The sequence below is a fragment of the Cytobacillus citreus genome (genome assembly GCF_018343665.1).
Lineage (GTDB): Bacteria > Bacillota > Bacilli > Bacillales > Cytobacillaceae > Cytobacillus > Cytobacillus citreus.
Window position 1 is genome coordinate 702,280 of the sequence record NZ_JAGYPM010000003.1, and the last position, 19,384, is coordinate 721,663.

The 19,384-nt window shown below is 36.8% G+C and carries 18 protein-coding genes and 1 riboswitch; of the genes, 1 reads left to right on the plus strand and 17 read right to left on the minus strand.

The features are described from left to right. Window positions 1-2 precede the first annotated feature (2 nt). From rph to KHA94_RS15120, 10 genes are all read right to left on the minus strand, one after another. A complete protein-coding gene (gene rph, locus KHA94_RS15075; protein ID WP_213102941.1) occupies window positions 3-755 on the minus strand; it encodes a ribonuclease PH in 753 nt (250 codons plus the stop codon). 378 nt (window positions 756-1,133) lie between these two features. Further along, a complete protein-coding gene (locus tag KHA94_RS15080) occupies window positions 1,134-2,210 on the minus strand; it encodes a GerMN domain-containing protein (RefSeq protein ID WP_213102942.1) in 1,077 nt (358 codons plus the stop codon). 139 nt (window positions 2,211-2,349) lie between these two features. Next, window positions 2,350-4,485, minus strand: a complete 2,136-nt coding sequence (gene recQ, locus KHA94_RS15085; protein ID WP_213102943.1) for a DNA helicase RecQ — start codon at window positions 4,483-4,485, stop codon at window positions 2,350-2,352. Window positions 4,486-4,714: 229 nt separating this feature from the next. Further along, complete coding sequence (racE, locus tag KHA94_RS15090; protein ID WP_213102944.1) at window positions 4,715-5,509, minus strand: glutamate racemase; 795 nt, start codon at window positions 5,507-5,509, stop codon at window positions 4,715-4,717. Window positions 5,510-5,519: 10 nt separating this feature from the next. Further along, window positions 5,520-5,978 carry a MarR family winged helix-turn-helix transcriptional regulator gene (locus KHA94_RS15095; protein WP_213102945.1) on the minus strand — a complete coding sequence of 153 codons (459 nt, stop codon included), beginning with the start codon at window positions 5,976-5,978 and terminating at the stop codon, window positions 5,520-5,522. A 218-nt stretch (window positions 5,979-6,196) separates the two neighbouring features. Beyond that, window positions 6,197-6,421 (minus strand): helix-turn-helix domain-containing protein, encoded by a 225-nt coding sequence (locus KHA94_RS15100; protein WP_057771856.1) that lies wholly within the window; start codon window positions 6,419-6,421, stop codon window positions 6,197-6,199. A gap of 148 nt (window positions 6,422-6,569) precedes the next feature. Further along, window positions 6,570-7,037: an acyl-CoA thioesterase gene (locus KHA94_RS15105; protein WP_249365507.1), complete on the minus strand. Its 468-nt coding sequence runs from the start codon at window positions 7,035-7,037 to the stop codon at window positions 6,570-6,572. A 177-nt stretch (window positions 7,038-7,214) separates the two neighbouring features. Further along, window positions 7,215-7,976, minus strand: coding sequence for a succinate dehydrogenase iron-sulfur subunit (sdhB, locus tag KHA94_RS15110; RefSeq protein ID WP_213103266.1), 762 nt, complete (start codon window positions 7,974-7,976; stop codon window positions 7,215-7,217). A 19-nt stretch (window positions 7,977-7,995) separates the two neighbouring features. After that, a complete protein-coding gene (gene sdhA, locus KHA94_RS15115) occupies window positions 7,996-9,747 on the minus strand; it encodes a succinate dehydrogenase flavoprotein subunit (RefSeq protein WP_213102947.1) in 1,752 nt (583 codons plus the stop codon). 72 nt (window positions 9,748-9,819) lie between these two features. Further along, entirely contained in the window at window positions 9,820-10,428 is a 609-nt protein-coding gene (locus tag KHA94_RS15120) for a succinate dehydrogenase cytochrome b558 subunit (protein ID WP_213102948.1), read from the minus strand. A gap of 393 nt (window positions 10,429-10,821) precedes the next feature. Here KHA94_RS15120 and KHA94_RS15125 point away from each other — a divergent pair, with 393 nt between their 5' ends. After that, entirely contained in the window at window positions 10,822-11,280 is a 459-nt protein-coding gene (locus tag KHA94_RS15125; protein ID WP_249365508.1) for a YslB family protein, read from the plus strand. A 58-nt stretch (window positions 11,281-11,338) separates the two neighbouring features. Here KHA94_RS15125 and KHA94_RS15130 read toward each other — a convergent pair whose 3' ends face one another. From KHA94_RS15130 to KHA94_RS15160, 7 genes are all read right to left on the minus strand, one after another. Next, window positions 11,339-12,568 (minus strand): aspartate kinase, encoded by a 1,230-nt coding sequence (locus tag KHA94_RS15130; protein ID WP_213102950.1) that lies wholly within the window; start codon window positions 12,566-12,568, stop codon window positions 11,339-11,341. 170 nt (window positions 12,569-12,738) lie between these two features. Beyond that, window positions 12,739-12,918: riboswitch (Lysine riboswitch) on the minus strand. Window positions 12,919-13,031: 113 nt separating this feature from the next. Further along, the gene (gene uvrC, locus KHA94_RS15135) at window positions 13,032-14,804 is read right to left on the minus strand and encodes an excinuclease ABC subunit UvrC (protein WP_213102951.1); all 1,773 of its coding nucleotides are present in this window, start codon (window positions 14,802-14,804) and stop codon (window positions 13,032-13,034) included. A 110-nt stretch (window positions 14,805-14,914) separates the two neighbouring features. Further along, window positions 14,915-15,229 carry a thioredoxin gene (trxA, locus tag KHA94_RS15140; RefSeq protein WP_213102952.1) on the minus strand — a complete coding sequence of 105 codons (315 nt, stop codon included), beginning with the start codon at window positions 15,227-15,229 and terminating at the stop codon, window positions 14,915-14,917. 261 nt (window positions 15,230-15,490) lie between these two features. Beyond that, window positions 15,491-16,468, minus strand: coding sequence for an electron transfer flavoprotein subunit alpha/FixB family protein (locus KHA94_RS15145; RefSeq protein ID WP_213102953.1), 978 nt, complete (start codon window positions 16,466-16,468; stop codon window positions 15,491-15,493). Window positions 16,469-16,616: 148 nt separating this feature from the next. Next, entirely contained in the window at window positions 16,617-17,390 is a 774-nt protein-coding gene (locus KHA94_RS15150; RefSeq protein ID WP_213102954.1) for an electron transfer flavoprotein subunit beta/FixA family protein, read from the minus strand. A 396-nt stretch (window positions 17,391-17,786) separates the two neighbouring features. Then, window positions 17,787-18,560 (minus strand): enoyl-CoA hydratase, encoded by a 774-nt coding sequence (locus tag KHA94_RS15155; RefSeq protein WP_213102955.1) that lies wholly within the window; start codon window positions 18,558-18,560, stop codon window positions 17,787-17,789. A 35-nt stretch (window positions 18,561-18,595) separates the two neighbouring features. After that, window positions 18,596-19,180, minus strand: coding sequence for a TetR/AcrR family transcriptional regulator (locus KHA94_RS15160; protein WP_213102956.1), 585 nt, complete (start codon window positions 19,178-19,180; stop codon window positions 18,596-18,598). Window positions 19,181-19,384: the final 204 nt, after the last annotated feature.

Consider the following 19,384-nt stretch of genomic DNA (forward strand, 5'->3'; position numbering starts at 1 on the left):
GCTTAATCTTTTCTAGCATTTATTTTGTTTGTGATCTCTTCGCCAAGAGCTTCTTTTTGCAATTCGAATATGGACGTAAGTCCGTCTTGTGCAGATTTTAATAATTCTTGAAGCTCATTGTAGGAAAAAGTCGCTTCTTCCCCTGTTCCCTGTAATTCGACAAATTCCCCATCGCCTATCATGACAACATTCATGTCTACTAATGCTTTAGAGTCCTCGATATAATTTAAATCAACAACTACTTGCTTATTTTCTAAAATCCCTACACTTGTTGCTGCTAAAAAATCCTTGATGGGATAGCTTGATAGCTTTTTACTTTTGCTGAGATTATCTAATGCAAGTGCCATAGCAACAAATGCTCCTGTTATTGACGCTGTTCTCGTGCCCCCGTCAGCTTGGATAACATCGCAATCAAGCCAGATTGTCCTTTCACCAATTGCTTCAAGATCAACGACTGCACGTAGAGCACGGCCAATTAAACGCTGAATTTCCATTGTCCTTCCTGATATTTTTCCTCTCGCTGCTTCTCGAATATTTCTTTGCTCTGTTGCTCTAGGCAGCATGGAATATTCTGCAGTAATCCATCCCTTCCCTTCTCCACGCATAAAAGGCGGCACTCGTTCATCTATACTCGCCGTACAAATCACCTTTGTATCTCCAACGCTTATTAATACGGAGCCTTCAGGATGCTTTAAATAATTGGTTTCAATATGTATAGGTCTTAATTGTAATTGCCCTCTTCCATCTACACGCATAAAAAGATTCCTCCTTAACTTCATAGAAAAGCGGAAGCGCTATGATCACCCTAAGGCAAGCATAAGACAGGCCGGCGAGAAGGTTGTTTTTAACCTTCTTGACGGACTGACTTATGACCTCGAGGTCGACAATACCGCGACATCCTCCCCAAGCTCCCCTTTTGGTCGTGCGAGGTGTCGCTGACGAAGCTTTCCTTGTCCTGTCGCATTGTCGACACTAGTACATCCTGTACGTCGGGGGTGGCTGCTTACGCTAGACATTTCTCTAACTCAAAAAAAGCTATACTTATTCTTTAAAAAGCCAATGACAACGGAAAGAGGCGACATGAATTGCCTCCTCTTTCCATTGTCACTATATAGTATATCAAAAAACTTTTTTTAAAAACTACCTGTGTTTACTTTTTCAGGTCGTGTAACTGGTTCCGTCAGATTTTTACCCGATTCGTCTACAAGCTCTGCCTTGCCATCGACTGTTATAGCGACACTTTCAATTCCTTTTTGCTCAGTAATTGAGAGTACAAGAGCATTTATTAGATGTTTAGAAATAACCTTCTCTTCAGAGCTGCTGCTAAAAATTGCTTCATTAAAGTTTAAAGTAACTTTGCCATTTTCATCGATCTTTGGATCTTCCAAAAGCTTTACATCCGCTAAGAAATCGCTATCTAGATTTGTATCATAACTTGGCCCCTTCACAAGCTCGTTAACTGCTGCACGCAAATTATTAGATTCTTTATTAGAAACACGCTTCGTCACAGGAACATAGTAATAGGCATCTTTATTGCCACCAATATAGTAGACCGTTACTGGTTTCGTATTACGAATATCAGCCACGTCTGTTGTATCAAGGTTTATTCCATTCGCCCTGCTGTAGCCTTCGCCAATAGGAGATCCCTTAACAGGCATTGCCTTAAGATCATGACCGTTCATTTGAAATTTCACTTTATCTACCGAATCAAATTGTGTTAAAGTCCAAGTCACAGATTGTAGAATTTTCATTTCTTCTTCTGCTTGATAATCCTTAAATTCTTTTGAAAAATTAACCGTTGCAACTTTGTCTCTAATATTTACAGATAATGTCGTATCTGCTGGAAGGACAGCCTCAAAATCATTTGGCAGCATTCCTGTGACGGGACCATCCTTAACAAGATATTCTAGCGCCTGCTTGGCCACTGATTCAGTTTTCGGAAGAGCTAATGTTTGAGGAACTACTATTCCATCTTTATTAACTAAATAAAGCTCTGTTTGAACCGTACCAGTAACCTCTGCTTCCTCAGTTCCAGTTGTTTCGGTTTCTGTTGATTCCTCTTTAACAGATTTTCCATCTTCTGTATAGGATACTGTTTGAGGCGGATCCATTTTTTCCTTTCCGCCAGAGCTAAACAATCCGCATCCAGATAATAATACTGATGAAACAAGGACGGCAGACACAATGGTTGTTTTCTTATTTATAGACATATAATCCCTCCAAGACAGTTTTACTACATGTATACGAGCCTGTTTGCAATTTAGACCGTCTCGGAGAAAAAAAATTAGTTTTTTTAATAGGATAGGTTACATAAAAATTTGGCTATTATCATCGGTATTCAGCCTACTTCTAAACTAGCTCTTTTTTTGCTAGCACTGCCTTAATCGTAAAATAATCTATCTCTGGATCAATCTCATCCTTAATAAGCTTCAACTTTTCTTTTCCCACTCTGTTTACAGCTTCTAAAATGATCTTTTCTGTTTGCTCATCAAAAATTTCTTCCCATTGAATTTTATTTCCTTCCCTAACAGCACGGATAATATGATCCTGAATGGTAACGGGTGAAAAATTACGTTTCTTTGCAATTTCATTCAATGATTGACCGTCTAAATAATAATTATATGATACTAGATAGCTAGGAATATCATTTGTTTTTTCATTCTCTTCCGGTACAGATATTTCCGGCATAGATTTTATTTGGATATTATGATCGCTAATAAACTTCTTTATTACCTCTATAAAAAACTCACCGTATTTATCATATTTTACTTGACCTACTCCTTTAATTCTTAGCATTGATGATTGATCAATTGGATAGTACCTGCTCATTTCTTTCAATGCTGTATCAGCAAAGACAACATATGGTGGTACTTTATCTTCATCTGCTAATTTTTTTCTTAGTGAACGAAGAACAGTAAATAGATCGCTATTTTCTTCCCTTTCAAATGCAGGTGCATGTATGGTCATTTTCATATAAATTTGCTCTTGTTTCTTTAAGACTGGTAAAGCATTTTCAGTCAATTTAACAATTGGATATTTACTATCTGTTAATGATAAATATCCTTCCGCTAGCAAATAATTCATTATATCTATAATCTCTTTTTCTTTATATCGTTTAAGTAGACCGTACGTCGACAGCTTATCAAATTGAAATTCACGTATCCTTTTATTTTGAGATCCTTTTAATACCTGTGCAGTTAACGTGATCCCAAATCTTTCACCCATTCTTTTTATACAAGAAAAAACCATAAGTGATTCTTCTGTAATCTCGATTTGCTCACGCTTGTCCATGCAATTACCGCATTTTCCACAGTCATCCTGTACACCGTCAGCATCAAAATATTCAATAATATACGATTGTAGACATTTTTCAGTATGGCAGTAGTGAATCATTTGCTTTAATTTATTGTATTCTTGCTCCCTTTTTTGAAAATCGAGATTTGTTTCCTCAATTAAAAATTTTTGAAGCTGGATATCCTGTGGGGAAAATAATAAGTAGCATGAGCTTTCCTCCCCGTCTCTGCCTGCACGGCCTGCCTCTTGATAATAGGCTTCAATATTGCGCGGAAGATTGTAATGAATGACAAAGCGGACATTCGACTTATCAATTCCCATCCCAAATGCATTTGTTGCAATCATAATATCTGCTTCATCATAGACAAATTGGTTTTGAGCATTTTTCCTTGCTTCCTCACCCATACCAGCATGATATTTGGCAACAGATAGTTGATTCGCATTTAAATAATTGTATAGCTGGTCTGCTTCTTTCCTACTTGAGGTATAAATAATTCCTGATTCTTGTGGGTGATTTTTAATATATTGCATGATAAAGTCTCTCTTATTCACACCCTTCATCACATGAAAAGCAAGATTCTCTCTTGCAAAACCGGTAATAAAGCTATCTGAAAGTTGAATGTTTAAGAGGTTTCTTATATCCTCTGCAACATCCTTTGTAGCTGTTGCGGTTAGTGCGGCTAACACAGGACGAGAATGCAGCTTACTAAGATTTTGAATAATTGAACGATAGCTTGGTCTGAAATCATGTCCCCATTGTGATATACAATGGGCTTCATCGAACACGATCATAGCTATCGACAAAGAATTCAACATTTCTAAAAAGCCTTCCGATTCAAATCGTTCTGGAGCAGCATAAACAAGCTTATATTTACCAGAGCGGATTCCCATCATCCTTTCCTTATATTCTTGCTGATTAAGGGAACTGTTAATATAAGTTGCTGGTATTTCAGCAGTAAGTAATGCATCAACTTGATCTTTCATGAGAGAAATTAAAGGGGATATTATGATTGTTGTTCCAGGGAGCATTAGTGCGGGAATCTGAAAACAGAGGGATTTTCCGCCACCGGTTGGAAGGATACCAAGAGTGTTTTTATTTTTTAACAGATTTTGGATAATTTCCTTTTGACCAGAACGAAATGAAGGATAACCAAAATATTGCTTTAAATATTTTTCTGCTTCTAATAACAAAATACATCACCTAATTCAATAAAGTTTCCTTTATTTTAACATGTATGCAATGATTATGGTATCTAGGACAATATTACTTGTATATATGACTTTGTTAATGTCTATGGTTGAAATTATTAACGACGCAATATATTATACTACGCATTCCGAGGCGGAAACGTACCTCTTAAAAGCTACCGATATTTCTGTGATACATTTAAAAAGAAAAACCTTCGAAATTCGAAGGTTTTTAAATAGTTATTTTCTCCACATTATCAATTGGGATATTTAGCCATTTTGTAGCGATAGTTGAGAAAATATCCTTTGATCCAGTAGAAAAAAATTGATGGTTTGGTATTGAATGGCTACTATTCAATATACCCTGATGATAGAGAATAGCACTTGCCTCCCGTGCTGTTTCATCTCCAGAGCTTATGATATTTACACCATCTCCTACCACCTTTTTGACGAGTGGCTCTAAAAGAGGATAATGCGTACAGCCTAAAATAAGTGTATCCATTCCATTATTTTTTAAAGGGTTTAATGTTTTTTTTACAATTCTTGCAGCTAATGATCCCTCATACTCTCCGCTTTCAACAAGTGGGACAAATCTAGGGCAAGCAAGACTATGGACTTTGACATGGCTATTAATTTGCTTAAGGGCTTTCTCATAGGCTCCACTTTTTATAGTCCCTACTGTTCCGATAACACCGATTGTTTGATTATTTGTTTTTTTAATCGCTGCTCTAGCACCAGGAGTGATCACTCCAAGAACTGGAATAGAGAGATGGCTTCGGATTTCATCCAAAGCAACGGCTGTTGCAGTATTACAAGCAATAATGAGCATTTTTATTTCTTTGGTTAATAGAAAATTAGATATTTCCCAGGTAAATTCTTTTACCTCATCTCCGGGCCTTGGACCGTATGGACACCGTGCCGTGTCTCCTAAATAAATGATTTCTTCATTTGGCAGTTGACGCATAACTTCTTTTACTACAGTCAAACCACCGACACCAGAATCAATAATACCGATTGGTTTATCCAAACATACCGCCTCATTCTTTACGCATATCTTGATGCAATCTTGTCAAATTATTTTTGAGTAACTCTACATCCTCATCTGAAAAATGAATGAGTACTTCTTTTAAATATAATTGCCGCTTTTTAATGCACTCCTCAATTATTCGCTCTCCTTCTTCTAAAAGATGGATACGAACAACCCTACGATCATTTGGATCCTTCACCCGTTTAACAAGATTATTTTTCTCCATTCGATCAACCAAATCGGTCGTAGTACTAAAGGCAAGATACATTTTATTGGACAATTCCCCGATTGTCATATCCCCCTCTTCAAATAGCCATTGAAGGGCAATGAATTGTGGAGGGGTAATCTTATAATTGCTTAATATTTCACGACCCTTTTGCTTAATAATACCTGATATATAACGCAATTCTTTTTCTATTACTGCTACATAGTCGATATCTTCATTTATTTTCACTTCACCAAGATCCATTCAAGACAACTCCCATATTACATTTTTGCAGATATTATGTATCATCCCTATAGCATTTATTTTCACCTTTTTTCGACTAAATTTCAAGATAGAATTATGGAGGGAGGGATCTTGGCATTATTTGTGCTATTAAACATAAGATACGTTTGTATTCATTTTCTTTTCGTACTATCCTAAAATAATTTAAACCGGCATCCAATAATGGATGCCGGTCTTAATTACAGTTCTAGCTCTCCCATTCGAAGGAGCTCTACAACAGCTTGTGATCGCCCCTTAACACCAAGCTTTTGCATGGCATTCGAAATATGATTCCGAACCGTTTTTTCGCTTATAAACAATTCACCAGCGATTTCTCTTGTTGTTTTATCTTGTACTAACAGTTCGAATACTTCTCTTTCTCGTTTGGTGAGTAACGGCTTGTGAGTAAATTCGTTCTCCTTCAAGTATTGTAACCCTCCTTGCCTTTCGCCAGCTATGAACCGCGGGATGGGTATATATTTAGTCACCATATAATATGTCAACTCAACACTTGAAGTGACAGCATTTCCATCAAGGAGAACATTATTTTTATTATTCGATTCGATTCACTTATCATTTAGCACAAGCATTTTCATTATTTTGAAGGAGAGCTTTCATTTCATCAGACCAAATTACCCCTTTTCCGGTTTTTTTAGAAATTTGTACAATCGTTCCTCTGCCTGTAAAACAGATCGTTCCGTCTTCTTTTTTCCCCATGTAGTGTAAATCAACAGACGATCTCCCAATTGAATTGGCTTTCACATAAACAGCAATATTTTCATCAAAAAAAACTTGCTGCAAAAAATCGCATTGAAGATCAGCAACAACAGGTATGGTTTCGTTTTCCGGCTTAACCCAGTCCTGCATAAATCCTAAATGCTTAAAATACTCAATTCTAGCTAACTCAAAATATGTAAAAGGGACAGTATTATTTACATGTCCAAACATATCGGTTTCAGAAAAACGAACCTTTATAGGATGATAAAACTGAAATTCTTTCTCCCATGCTGCAACATCCGGAATATAACTAATTTTCGACATTTTCCCTTCCTCCATACTATTCACATAGTCAAAAATGAATGAACATTCACTCTTTATATTATATTTTATTTTGAATAATTTGAAAGTAATCCGTTTTATTATCATTTTTACCAATCCATTTTGACGGATATTTTCAAAAAAAATCCCCTTTTCTTTGAAGGAAAAGGGGGGAAATGATTATACGTTGTCACTTCCAAAGAAGTTTTTAAAGGACTGTAATGTTGCTGCACGGTTTACTGCAGCAATTGAAGTTGTAATCGGAATTCCTTTTGGACATGATTGAACACAGTTTTGTGAGTTACCACAGCCTGTCATTCCCCCATCTTCCATAAAAGCATTTAAGCGCTCAGCTTTATTCATTTCACCAGTAGGATGCGCATTAAATAATCGCACTTGGTTAAAGACAGCTGGTCCCATAAAGTTCGTTTTGCTATTAACATTTGGACATGCTTCTAAGCAAACACCACATGTCATACATTTTGATAATTCATAAGCCCATTGACGCTTCGGTTCTGGCATACGTGGACCTGGTCCAAGATCATATGTCCCATCAATTGGAATCCAGGCTTTTACCTTTTTCAAGGAATCAAACATACGACTTCTATCAACCTGTAAGTCGCGTACTACAGGGAAAGTACGCATAGCATCTAAGCGAATTGGCTGCTCTAGCTGATCAACAAGTGCCGAACAAGACTGTCTTGGCTTGCCATTAATAATCATTGAGCATGCACCACAAACTTCCTCAAGACAGTTCATATCCCACGCAACTGGAGTTGTTTTTTCACCTTTAACATTCACTGGGTTACGGCGAATTTCCATTAACGCCGAGATCACATTCATGTTCGGACGATAAGCAATCTCGAACTCTTCCTGATAAGGGTCAGAATCAGGATTGTCTTGACGAGTTATTATAAAGCGAACTGATTTTTTGTCACTCATCATTTACTCTCCCTTTCTATTAGTGTTTTTTTGTATAGTCACGTTTACGTGGTTTAATTAATGATACATCGACATCCTCATAATGGAATGCTGGCGCTGAATTGGAATCCACAAACTTAGCCATTGTTGTTTTTAAGAATTCCTCGTCATTACGATCTGGGAAGTCCGGCTTGTAGTGTGCACCACGGCTTTCATTACGGTTGTATGCACCAATGGTGATAACACGTGCTAATTGAAGCATATTTTGTAATTGACGAGTAAATGTCGCACCCTGGTTGCTCCATTTTGCCGTATCATTAATATTAATGTTTTTATAGCGTTCTAAAAGTTCAACAATTTTTTCATCTGTCTTTAATAGTCTGTCATTATGTCGAACAACTGTTACATTATCTGTCATCCATTCACCAAGCTCTTTATGGATGACATATGCATTCTCTGTTCCATCCAAGGACATGATGTTTTTCCATTTTTCTTCTTCTTGTTTCACATAGCCTTCAAATAAGGAAGAAGATACATCATCCGAACGCTTTTTAAGGCCCTCAATATATTCAAGAACCTTAGGACCTGCAACCATCCCGCCATAAATAGCAGATAATAATGAGTTAGCACCAAGGCGATTTGCACCATGCTGAGAATAATCACACTCTCCTGCTGCAAATAAACCTGGAATATTAGTCATTTGATCATAATCAACCCAAAGCCCGCCCATTGAATAGTGAACTGCAGGGAAGATTTTCATAGGAACTTTCCGTGGATCATCACCCATGAACTTCTCATATATTTCAATGATTCCACCAAGCTTAACATCTAGCTCATGTGGATCTTTATGAGAAAGATCAAGGTATACCATGTTTTCTCCGTTAATTCCTAATTTTTGATTTACACACACATCAAAAATTTCCCGAGTAGCAATATCCCTTGGAACAAGATTTCCATATGCAGGATATTTCTCCTCTAAGAAATACCAAGGCTTACCATCTTTATATGTCCAAACACGACCACCTTCACCACGTGCTGATTCACTCATAAGACGAAGCTTATCATCCCCTGGTATAGCTGTCGGGTGAATTTGGATAAATTCTCCGTTTGCATAATATGCACCTTGCTGATAAACAATGGAAGCTGCTGAACCAGTATTAATAACTGAGTTTGTTGATTTTCCAAAAATAATCCCAGGTCCGCCAGTTGCCATAATAACAGCATCAGCAGAGAAGGATTTAATTTCAGAAGAGGTTAGGTTTTGCGTTACTACTCCACGACAAATCCCCTCATCATCGATCACAGCACCCAAAAATTCCCATCCCTCATATTTTGTCACTAAGCCAGCAACCTCGAAACGACGAACCTGCTCATCCAAAGCATAAAGAAGCTGCTGACCAGTAGTTGCACCAGCAAATGCTGTTCTATGATGCTGAGTTCCTCCAAAGCGTCGGAAATCTAACAATCCTTCAGGTGTACGATTGAACATAACCCCCATACGGTCTAATAAATGAATGATCCCTGGTGCAGCCTCAGCCATCGCTTTAACAGGAGGCTGGTTTGCTAAAAAGTCTCCACCATAAATGGAATCGTCGAAATGGATATATGGAGAATCCCCTTCTCCTTTTGTATTTACAGCTCCGTTAATACCACCTTGAGCACAAACAGAGTGAGAACGTTTAACCGGAACTAAAGAGAATAACTCAACCGGAGTCCCAGATTCTGCAACTTTAATTGTTGCCATTAAGCCGGCTAAACCGCCACCGACAATAATCACCTTACCTTTAGCCATTGTGATTCACTCCCTAATACTTAGTAAACCTAAAGTTCAACTCATAAATCCGAACAAATTTTTACTATAATATTAAATAAATGCTGTAATTGCACGAATACCTACAATAGATAGAGCAATAAAGATAACGATCGTTACATATGTTGATATTACCTGTGAACGAGGTGAGAGTGTAATTCCCCAGCTGACACAGAAAGACCATAAACCATTTGAGAAGTGGAAAATGGTAGAAATAACACCAATTATATAAAACCAGAGCATAAACGGATTTGAAAGAATGCTCGCCATCATGTCGAAGTTAACTTCCTGACCGAGTGCAGCTTGTATTCGAGTTTGCCATACATGCCATGAAACAAATATAAGCGTGATAACACCAGTAAAACGTTGGAGCATAAACATCCAATTTCGGAAAAATCCAAATCTACTTACATTGTTTTTAGCTGTAAAGGCAATATAAAGTCCATAGATAGCATGAAATAATAAAGGCAAGAAAATAATAAAAGTTTCTAAGAAAATTCTGAATGGCAGATTTTCCATAAAACCTGCAGCCTTATTAAATGACTCCTCTCCCCTTGTTGCAAAATGATTAATTACAAGGTGCTGTATTAAAAACAAACCTACAGGTATTACACCAAGTAATGAATGCAATCTGCGATTAAAAAACTCTCGATTACCCGCCATGATTTACCCCCCTAAATTTTTACAAGATGCTCAAGGTCTCACTTTAAACATTTCTCAATATGTATAAAAGACGTGTTTTTCCTTAAACATCAACTCGAAAATGTCATATCATTTTCTTACAATTATGTGACATGTCCATTTTACTCTCAACATCTTAGAGCGTCAAGGAAACGATTTCATAAAATGTTCAAATGAAAAAATTTTTGAAATATATTGATATTATAAAAATGGCATGAATGAACTTGTTTTTTTCTATAATTAATTCCTAATCTCTCTATATTTCAAAATAGGATTTTTTTCTAGTCATAAAAATAGCCTTTTTTCATGTTTACATGTCTAAATTACTTCCACATTGTATATAATAGAAGAATAATAGAAAGAGAGGAATCTAGCTTGAGTGAAACAGCTGCAGAATTAAGACAAAACGAAAAAAAATCCGAAACCATTCCTGTATTTGGTTATGAACTTATTCGAGAAGTTCTACTTTACGAAATATTAGGTAATGATGCACCTGACATTTTGTATTGGGCAGGAAAAAGACTTGCCCGCCACTATCCCATGGAATCTATATCCCAAATGATCGAATTTTTTCAACAGGCCGCCTGGGGAAACCTTACCATAATAAAAGAATCAAAAGACGAAATGGAATTTATGCTATTCAGTTCCTTAATAAGTGACAGGCTGCAAAAAAATGATCAATGCACATTTCAGCTTGAAGCTGGGTTTATTGCACAACAATTAGAAATACAGAAAGAAGTAATTTGCGAAGCATATGAACAACCTCACAAAAAAAGAGGAAAAGTGCACTTCACGGTAAAATGGGATAAAAAAGACACCCTGAATCGATCATAAGAATACATGAAAAAGGCTTTCTAAGTAAAATTATTTAGAAAGCCTTTTTTGTTCAAAACTAGGATTCTACAGGAATACCAGATAAATTGAAAGACTTGTGCAGCATCTGAACAGCCTGAAGCATTTTTTCTTCCTCAATGACAGTTGAAACCTTAATTTCAGAAGTACTAACCATTTTAATTGGAATATTTCCTGTTGATAGTACTTCAAACATTTTAGCTGCCACCCCTGGGTTGGAGATCATCCCTGAACCAACAATGGAGACTTTCGCTAGCCCCTGCTCAGATTCAATTTGATGATAGTTTAGTCTTTGTTTACAATTTTCTAAGACCTTAAGCGTCTCAATAAGATCTTCATTTTTAATTGAGAATGAAAGATTTGTTGATTGATCAGCTACCGTACTTTGAATAATAATATCGACATTTATATGATTCTTGGCTAATTCAGAGAATATAACAGATAGCGCTGACAAGGAATTAGACAAACCTAAAACGGTTAATCTCGTTATTTCATTTTCAAATGCAATTCCACGTACAACTAAATTTTGCTCCATGTTGACTTCCTCCTCGATGACCGTTCCTGCTTCCCTCTCACTGCTAGAACGGACCTCTAATGGGATTTTATAATTTTTTGCAAACTCTACCGCTCTTGGATGCAAAACACTTGCACCTAAATGAGCAAGCTCCAGCATTTCATCGAATGATACGGATAATAGCTTCCTAGCATCTGTTATATAGCGTGGATCTGTTGTAAATACTCCTGTTACATCTGTATAAATATCACATTTATCTGCTCTAAGAGCTGCAGCTAGTGCAACGGCTGTTGTATCAGATCCTCCACGTCCTAATGTAGAAATTGCCCCTTCCTTTGTAAGCCCTTGAAAACCAGCGACAATGACAATCGAGCCTTTGCCAAGTTCACTTTCTAACCTTGCTGTATCAATATCTATAATTCTAGCATTTCCATGAACAGATTCAGTTTTTATTCCTGCTTGCCAACCTGTTAAGGAAACCGCTGGATAGCCCTGCTCAGATAGAGCCATGGCCAATAATGCAATCGTAATCTGTTCACCCGTAGTTAAGAGCATGTCCATTTCTCTTTTATTTGGGTTAGGGGAAATTTCCTTTGCTAAGCTAACTAGCTCATCAGTTGATTTTCCCATCGCAGAAACAACAACAATACAATCATTTCCTCTATTCTTTTCTTCAATTATTCTATCAGCTACATTTCTTATTTTCTCCACATTCCCAACAGATGTTCCACCAAACTTCAATACAATTAGTCCCACGGTTTCCCCTCTTTCTAATAATTCGAGTAGTTTGTATTGACCGTCTTGACTACAATTGCTTTATAAAATATGCCTGCATCCTTAGTTTGTTTGGATTATGGCATAAAAAAAAGCAATGAGATTCTATCCCATTGCTGTGATCATAAGCGTATAAAAAATACGATTATTCACAGTGTGATAGCTCTCCAAGACGAATTTGTCTTGACAATCTTGCATTTATTCAATACAAAACCAGCAAAGAAAGTGATGAGACTTTCTCCACTTCGGCAAACATTCCCTTTCAAAGCTTTTCATTGAAGCCCATTCTTCTCCAAGCATTTACTATTGAAGTTCGCACCTCTATCTTCACTTTAAGAGACATTTCAAAAATTAAGAGTTAACTCTCTTTTTGAGGTCGCTTTAATGTGATAAAGTAATATTCAATTTTCAGTTATTATAGCACATTCAATTTTTTTAAACAATATTATTCCTGCAATTTTTTAATTAAATCCTCTGCTACATTAGCTGGAAGACCAATTTCTCTTAATTCCTCTATTGATGCAGCTTTCATTTTCTTTATGGATCCAAAGGTTTTTAACAACTGCTTCTTCCTCTTTTCACCGATTCCATGAATATCATCAAGTACAGATTGAAAGGCATTTTTTCCTCTTAGCTGTCTATGAAATGTAATCGCAAAACGGTGAACCTCATCTTGAATTCTCTGCAGCAAATAAAACTCTTGGCTATTTCTGCCAAGGGGGACAATTTCTAATGGATTTCCATGCAAAAGCTGGGAAGTTCTATGTTTATCATCCTTTACAAGACCGGAAATAGGTATATCAAGACCTAGTTCATTTTCCAGTACATCCCTAACCGCCTCTACATGACCTTTTCCTCCATCAATAATAATTAAGTCTGGCAGAGGAAGATTTTCCTTTAAAACCCGAGAATATCTTCGGCGAACAACCTCACGCATTGAATCATAATCATCTGGGCCTTGAACAGATTTTATTTTATACTTACGGTACTCTCTCTTCTCTGGCTTGCCGTCAATAAAGACAACCATTGCAGATACCGGGTCTGTTCCTTGAATATTGGAGTTGTCGAAAGCCTCGATTCGGTGAGGGGTATAAATCCCTAACTGATTACCTAAATTTTCAACCGCTTTAATAGTTCTTTCCTCGTCTCTTTCAATGAGAGAAAATTTTTCTTGGAGGGCCATTTTTGCATTTTTGCATGCAAGTTTGACTAAGTCTTTTTTCTGTCCACGCTGTGGTTTAAAAACTTTAACCCCTAAGAGCTCTTCAGCCATTTCAGCATTCACTGTATCAGGCAGCAATATTTCATTAGGTTTAAAGTGATTTGCTTTTAAATAAAATTGCCCTAGATAAGTTAATATTTCTTCTTCAGGTTCCTGATAAAGCGGAAACATCGAAACATCTCGCTCGATTAACTTTCCTTGTCTAATAAAGAATACTTGTACACACATCCAGCCTTTGTCCACTGCGAAACCAAATACATCACGATCAGTAAAGTCTGTCGTAGTTATTTTTTGTTTTTCCATTGTGGCTTCAATATGAGCAATTTTGTCTCTGAACTCCTTTGCCCGTTCAAAATCTAGCTCGTCAGCTGCAGCTATCATTTTCTCTGTGAGATCCTTTTTTATTTCTTTATAGCCGCCATTTAAAAAACGGATAATTTCATCTGTCATTTTCTTATATTCTTGCTCGCCCACTTCCTTTACACAAGGTGCAAGACATTGTCCTAGATGATAATAAAGGCAAACCCGGTCTGGAAGCGTTGTACATTTTCTTAATGGATAAATTTTATCCAGGAGTTTCTTCGTTTCATTAGCAGCTGATACGTTCGGATATGGACCAAAATACTTTCCCTTATCTTTTTTTACCTTTCTTGTTGTAATGAGGCGGGGGTGTTTCTCAGCAGTTAATTTAATAAATGGATAGGTCTTATCATCCTTGAGCATTACATTGTATTTCGGATCATACTTTTTGATTAAGTTCATTTCAAGGATTAATGCTTCCATATTAGAGGATGTTACAATATATTCGAGGTCTTCGATCTCATTTACAAGCCTTTGGGTTTTCCCGTCATGCGAGCCAGTAAAATACGATCTAACACGATTTTTTAATATTTTTGCTTTCCCTACATAAATAATTGTTCCTTGGCGATCCTTCATTAAATAACAGCCAGGCTGATCAGGCAAAAGCATTAGTTTGTTTTTAATCATTTCATTCATAATATCACTTCCAAATTTATATGCAAAAAACAGCTATCTGTGTTCTTTCCCTTAGCAAAACCCCCGGACTTCAATGGAGAAGCCGGGGGTTTAATTTAGATTTAATCTAATTATGCATGTTTAGAAAGAAGTTCTGCAAGAGCTTCTTTCGGTTGGAAGCCAACAACTTTATCTACAACTTCACCGTCTTTGAAAACGAGTAAAGTTGGGATACTCATTACACCAAACTTACCTGCTGTTTCTTGGTTTTCATCAACATCAATCTTTACGATTTTCACTTTATCACCAATTTCAGAGTCAAGCTCTTCTAAAACTGGAGCGATCATTTTACATGGTCCGCACCATGGAGCCCAAAAGTCTGCAAGAACAACTCCTGAACCAGTTTCAGTAGCGAAGGTTTGATCTGTAACGTTTGTAATTGCCATAATATATGCCTCCTAATATTCAACTTATATACTACCGACAGTATAACATTGATTATTTACTGATGCTATTAATTTGCTTCGATACGTAATTTTCCCTTATTCCGTATTACTATTCGTATATGTAAGAAAGATATGTATGAGCATAAAAACGAGCGGCATCAATACCGCCCGTAATTTATACAAAATAATTTTTTTCTCGAGTTAGCTGTCTAGCTCCTACGCAGTGGACGTATTAATAATCAATCAGAGCCTTCTGCTTTTCTATGCATTAACTAATAATTTTCTAAACTCTTCCGTAAGTATTGGGACAACTTCAAACAAGTCTCCAACGATACCGTAATCTGCCACTTTAAAGATATTTGCTTCAGGATCCTTATTAATAGCGACAATTACTTTGGAGTTTGACATTCCTGCAAGGTGTTGAATCGCACCTGAAATACCGCAAGCAATATATAGATCAGGTGTAACTACCTTACCTGTCTGACCGATTTGTAATGAGTAATCACAATAGTCTGCATCACAAGCGCCTCGTGAAGCTCCGACTGCACCGTTAAGAACTTTTGCAAGTTCCTGTAATGGAGTAAAGCCTTCTTCACTCTTAACTCCGCGTCCTCCAGCTACAATAACCTTCGCTTCAGATAGATCCACACCCTCACTTGCCTTGCGAACTACTTCTTTAATAATCGTACGAAGATCTTTAATATCAACTGATAATGAAGAAACCTCACCAGTTCTTGATTCATCCTTTTCTAAAGGACTAATATTATTCGGGCGAATGGTTGCAAAAATTAATCCATCGGTAACAATTTTCTTTTCGAATGCTTTTCCAGAATAAATTGGACGTGTGAATACTAAGTTTCCTCCTGCTACTTCTAAAGCGGTCACGTCTGAAATTAATCCAGAGTCTAATTTAGCTGCAATTTTAGGGGCTAGGTCCTTTCCTAATGCTGTATGACCAAAGATAAGACCTTCAGGTTTTTCAGCATCAATTACAGCCATGATTGCTTGAGAGTAACCATCTGGAGTATATTGTTTTAATTTTTCATCCTCAATTGTAACTACTCGGTCAGCACCAAATTGGATCAATTCTCCGCTTAAAGCGTTTACAGAATTACCGATTAAAACTCCGACAACTTCTCCGCCTTCAGCAGTTGTTTTTGCTGCGGCAATTGCTTCGAAGGAAACATTACGCAATGATCCATCACGGACTTCACCTAACACTAACACTTTTCTAGTCATTATGATTTACCTCCTGCGTTTTTCTAGAGGTTAGACGCCAAAAGTTGAATTAGGAGTAATAGAGAAAAACAAAATTACCTATTCCAACAATAGCTCTACCTAATCTAAATTATTGTTTTAGCACTAATTTTTATTTAAAAAGTTATGATCAGACTACTTTAGCTTCGTTGTGCAGTAGATTTACAAGCTCTTTTACTTGATCAGATAATTCACCTTCAAGAACTTTACCCGCTTCTTTTTTAGGTGGCAGATATATTTCAATCGTTTTTGTTTTTGCCTCTACATCGTCTTCATCAAGATCAAGATCGTCTAACTCAAGCTCATCAAGAGGTTTTTTCTTTGCCTTCATGATTCCTGGTAAAGAAGGGTATCGTGGTTCGTTCAATCCTTGCTGAGCAGTTACTAAAAGAGGAAGGGACGTTTCAATTACTTCAGAATCTCCTTCAACGTCACGAACTACCGTTACATTGCTTCCTGCAATGTCAAGCTTAGTAATCGTTGTTACATATGGAATATTAAGCAATTCCGCAACGCGTGGTCCAACTTGACCTGAACCGCCATCAATGGCAACATTTCCTGCAATAATCAAATCAGCTTCTTTATCCTTTAAATATTCAGATAATATTTTTGCTGTTGTAAATTGGTCCCCATAGTCTAAATCATCTTCTGTATTGATCAAAACAGCTTTATCTGCTCCCATAGCTAAAGCTGTACGCAGCTGTTTTTCAGTTTCTTCATTTCCAACAGAGATAACAACAACCTCTCCGCCATTTTCATCACGAACTTGAATTGCTTCTTCGATCGCATATTCATCATAAGGATTAATGATAAACTCTGCCCCATCCTCGTTTATTTGGCCACCAGAAATAGTAATTTTTTCTTCCGTATCAAAGGTTCTTTTCATTAAAACATAGATGTTCATGATTTCCCTCCTAATAATAAAAGCCTATGTGCCTTACTCAGGGGCGACAAGCATAAGACGAGCCGGCGAAAAGGTTGCTCTTTAACCTTCTTGACGGATTGGCTTATGACCTCTGACGTACACGACGTACAAGTGCCGACGTTGCCACAGGACAAGGAAAGCTTCGTCAGCGCCACATCGCACGACCAAAAGGGAAGCTTTTGGGAGGACGTGGTGTCTTTAGTCGGCGAGCCCCTAGGCACTGTAGCTAGATAATAAAAGCGTAATTACAAACAAAACATTTCATCACTTCGAAAGATTAAGATAATTTTTGCTATACAAGGCTAAAGAGCAGCCTCGTATAATTCTATTATAATTGATTGCTAGTTTAATTGTTATCTAAAAATAATGACATTTCTACTTTCCTGTAAAATTTGGCTCTCTCTTCTCTATAAATGCTGTAATTCCTTCTTTACCATCTTCAGAAACAAAAACATCACCGAATAGCGTAGCTTCCCTTTTAACCCCATCATAATACTTGTCGGTTTTTGCATATTTCAATAGCTCGATAGCAGCTTTAATAGAAACTGGGCTCTTCTTTGCTATTTTTTTCGCCATATGATAAGCATTTTCCAATAGCTCATTCTCAGGGTATGCCTTGTTTGCAAGCCCAAATTGAACGGCTTCTAATCCTGTAATAGGATCACTCGTAAATAACATCTCAGCAGCTTTTGCCGAACCTACAAAACGAGGAAGACGCTGCGTTCCGGCAAACCCAGGAATTAAGCCAAGCTGAAGCTCAGGTAAACCGAGCTTAGCATTATCAGCTACTAATCTGATATGACATCCCATTGCAAGCTCCAAGCCTCCACCAAGTGCAGCACCATGAATGGCAGCAATAATTGGCTTAGGGAATGTCTCCATTCTTTCAAAAAGCTCTTGACCAAATGATGATAGTTTAGAAAAGTCTTCTCTATTATCTATTGTCGTGAATTCTTTAATGTCGGCACCTGCTGAAAAAAATCTGCCTTCTCCATGGATTAAGATGACTCTTATATCATCATTGGATTGAATTTCATCTAATACCGAAGAAAGCTCTTTTAATAATCCTGATGAGAGAGCATTTGCCGGTGGACGCTCAATCGTGATGGTAGCTACCATATCTTGGAATGACCATTTTAAATAATCCATACTCCATCCCCTTCTCTAAAAACAAATACACATTATCATCGACCTGTACAGCCATTTAGAAGTAATTGATGTACAGAGTCTGCTAATGCGGTTAAATCATATTTCTGATCGTTCATAACCCATGTTGTAACTGTCTCATCCATCGTACCAAAAATCATTTGTCTAGCCAATCGAATATCGAGAGTAAGTGAAAACTCTCCACTTTCTTTTCCGTCCTTTAAAATCTTTTCCACTAATGATAAATATCCCTTTAGGACTTCATTAATTTTTTGGCGAAGATCTTTATTTGACTGTCTCAACTCTAACTGTGTTACAATGGCCAGATGTCTATCTTCTGAAAGCATATTAAAATGCGTTTCAATCATCATTAATAATTTCTCCGCTGCTGTTTCTTTTCCTTTAATTTTTTCTTCTATTTTTTCAACAAAGCTGCCCATTTTTTCTTGAAAGAGAGAGATGAGTATATCTTCTTTATTCTTAAAATATAAATAAATAGTACCATCAGCAACTCCAGCCTGTTTTGCAATTTTTGCCACTTGCGCTTGGTGGTAGCCATTTTCTGCAATGGCAATAACGGCCGCATCAATTATTTGACGGTATTTAGGTCTGTTCTTTTTCAATTTTTCCCTCCTCTCAAGAAATTCCTGCAATCTTTTTTTGAAATTTTTATACTTTTATAAATGTCAAATATTTTATGAAACCAAATAATGAATGAATGATCATTCATATTTTTATAATAGTATTACAATTTCATTGTGTCAACAAATTGCTTATCTTTTTTATTCTTTATTATGACATTTCCGAAAAGAATAGACAAGCTTAAA

What these genes read in the sequence shown, in the direction of transcription:
- KHA94_RS15150 (WP_213102954.1), bottom strand. Translation starts at nt 17,390, where the DNA reads ATGAACATCTATGTTTTAATGAAAAGAACCTTTGATACGGAAGAAAAA.
- sdhB (WP_213103266.1), bottom strand. Translation starts at nt 7,976, where the DNA reads ATGAGTGACAAAAAATCAGTTCGCTTTATAATAACTCGTCAAGACAAT.
- uvrC (WP_213102951.1), bottom strand. Translation starts at nt 14,804, where the DNA reads ATGAATGAAATGATTAAAAACAAACTAATGCTTTTGCCTGATCAGCCT.
- KHA94_RS15145 (WP_213102953.1), bottom strand. Translation starts at nt 16,468, where the DNA reads ATGACTAGAAAAGTGTTAGTGTTAGGTGAAGTCCGTGATGGATCATTG.
- rph (WP_213102941.1), bottom strand. Translation starts at nt 755, where the DNA reads ATGCGTGTAGATGGAAGAGGGCAATTACAATTAAGACCTATACATATT.
- KHA94_RS15155 (WP_213102955.1), bottom strand. Translation starts at nt 18,560, where the DNA reads ATGGATTATTTAAAATGGTCATTCCAAGATATGGTAGCTACCATCACG.
- KHA94_RS15120 (WP_213102948.1), bottom strand. Translation starts at nt 10,428, where the DNA reads ATGGCGGGTAATCGAGAGTTTTTTAATCGCAGATTGCATTCATTACTT.
- trxA (WP_213102952.1), bottom strand. Translation starts at nt 15,229, where the DNA reads ATGGCAATTACAAACGTTACAGATCAAACCTTCGCTACTGAAACTGGT.
- KHA94_RS15095 (WP_213102945.1), bottom strand. Translation starts at nt 5,978, where the DNA reads ATGGATCTTGGTGAAGTGAAAATAAATGAAGATATCGACTATGTAGCA.
- KHA94_RS15105 (WP_249365507.1), bottom strand. Translation starts at nt 7,037, where the DNA reads ATGTCGAAAATTAGTTATATTCCGGATGTTGCAGCATGGGAGAAAGAA.
- sdhA (WP_213102947.1), bottom strand. Translation starts at nt 9,747, where the DNA reads ATGGCTAAAGGTAAGGTGATTATTGTCGGTGGCGGTTTAGCCGGCTTA.
- KHA94_RS15080 (WP_213102942.1), bottom strand. Translation starts at nt 2,210, where the DNA reads ATGTCTATAAATAAGAAAACAACCATTGTGTCTGCCGTCCTTGTTTCA.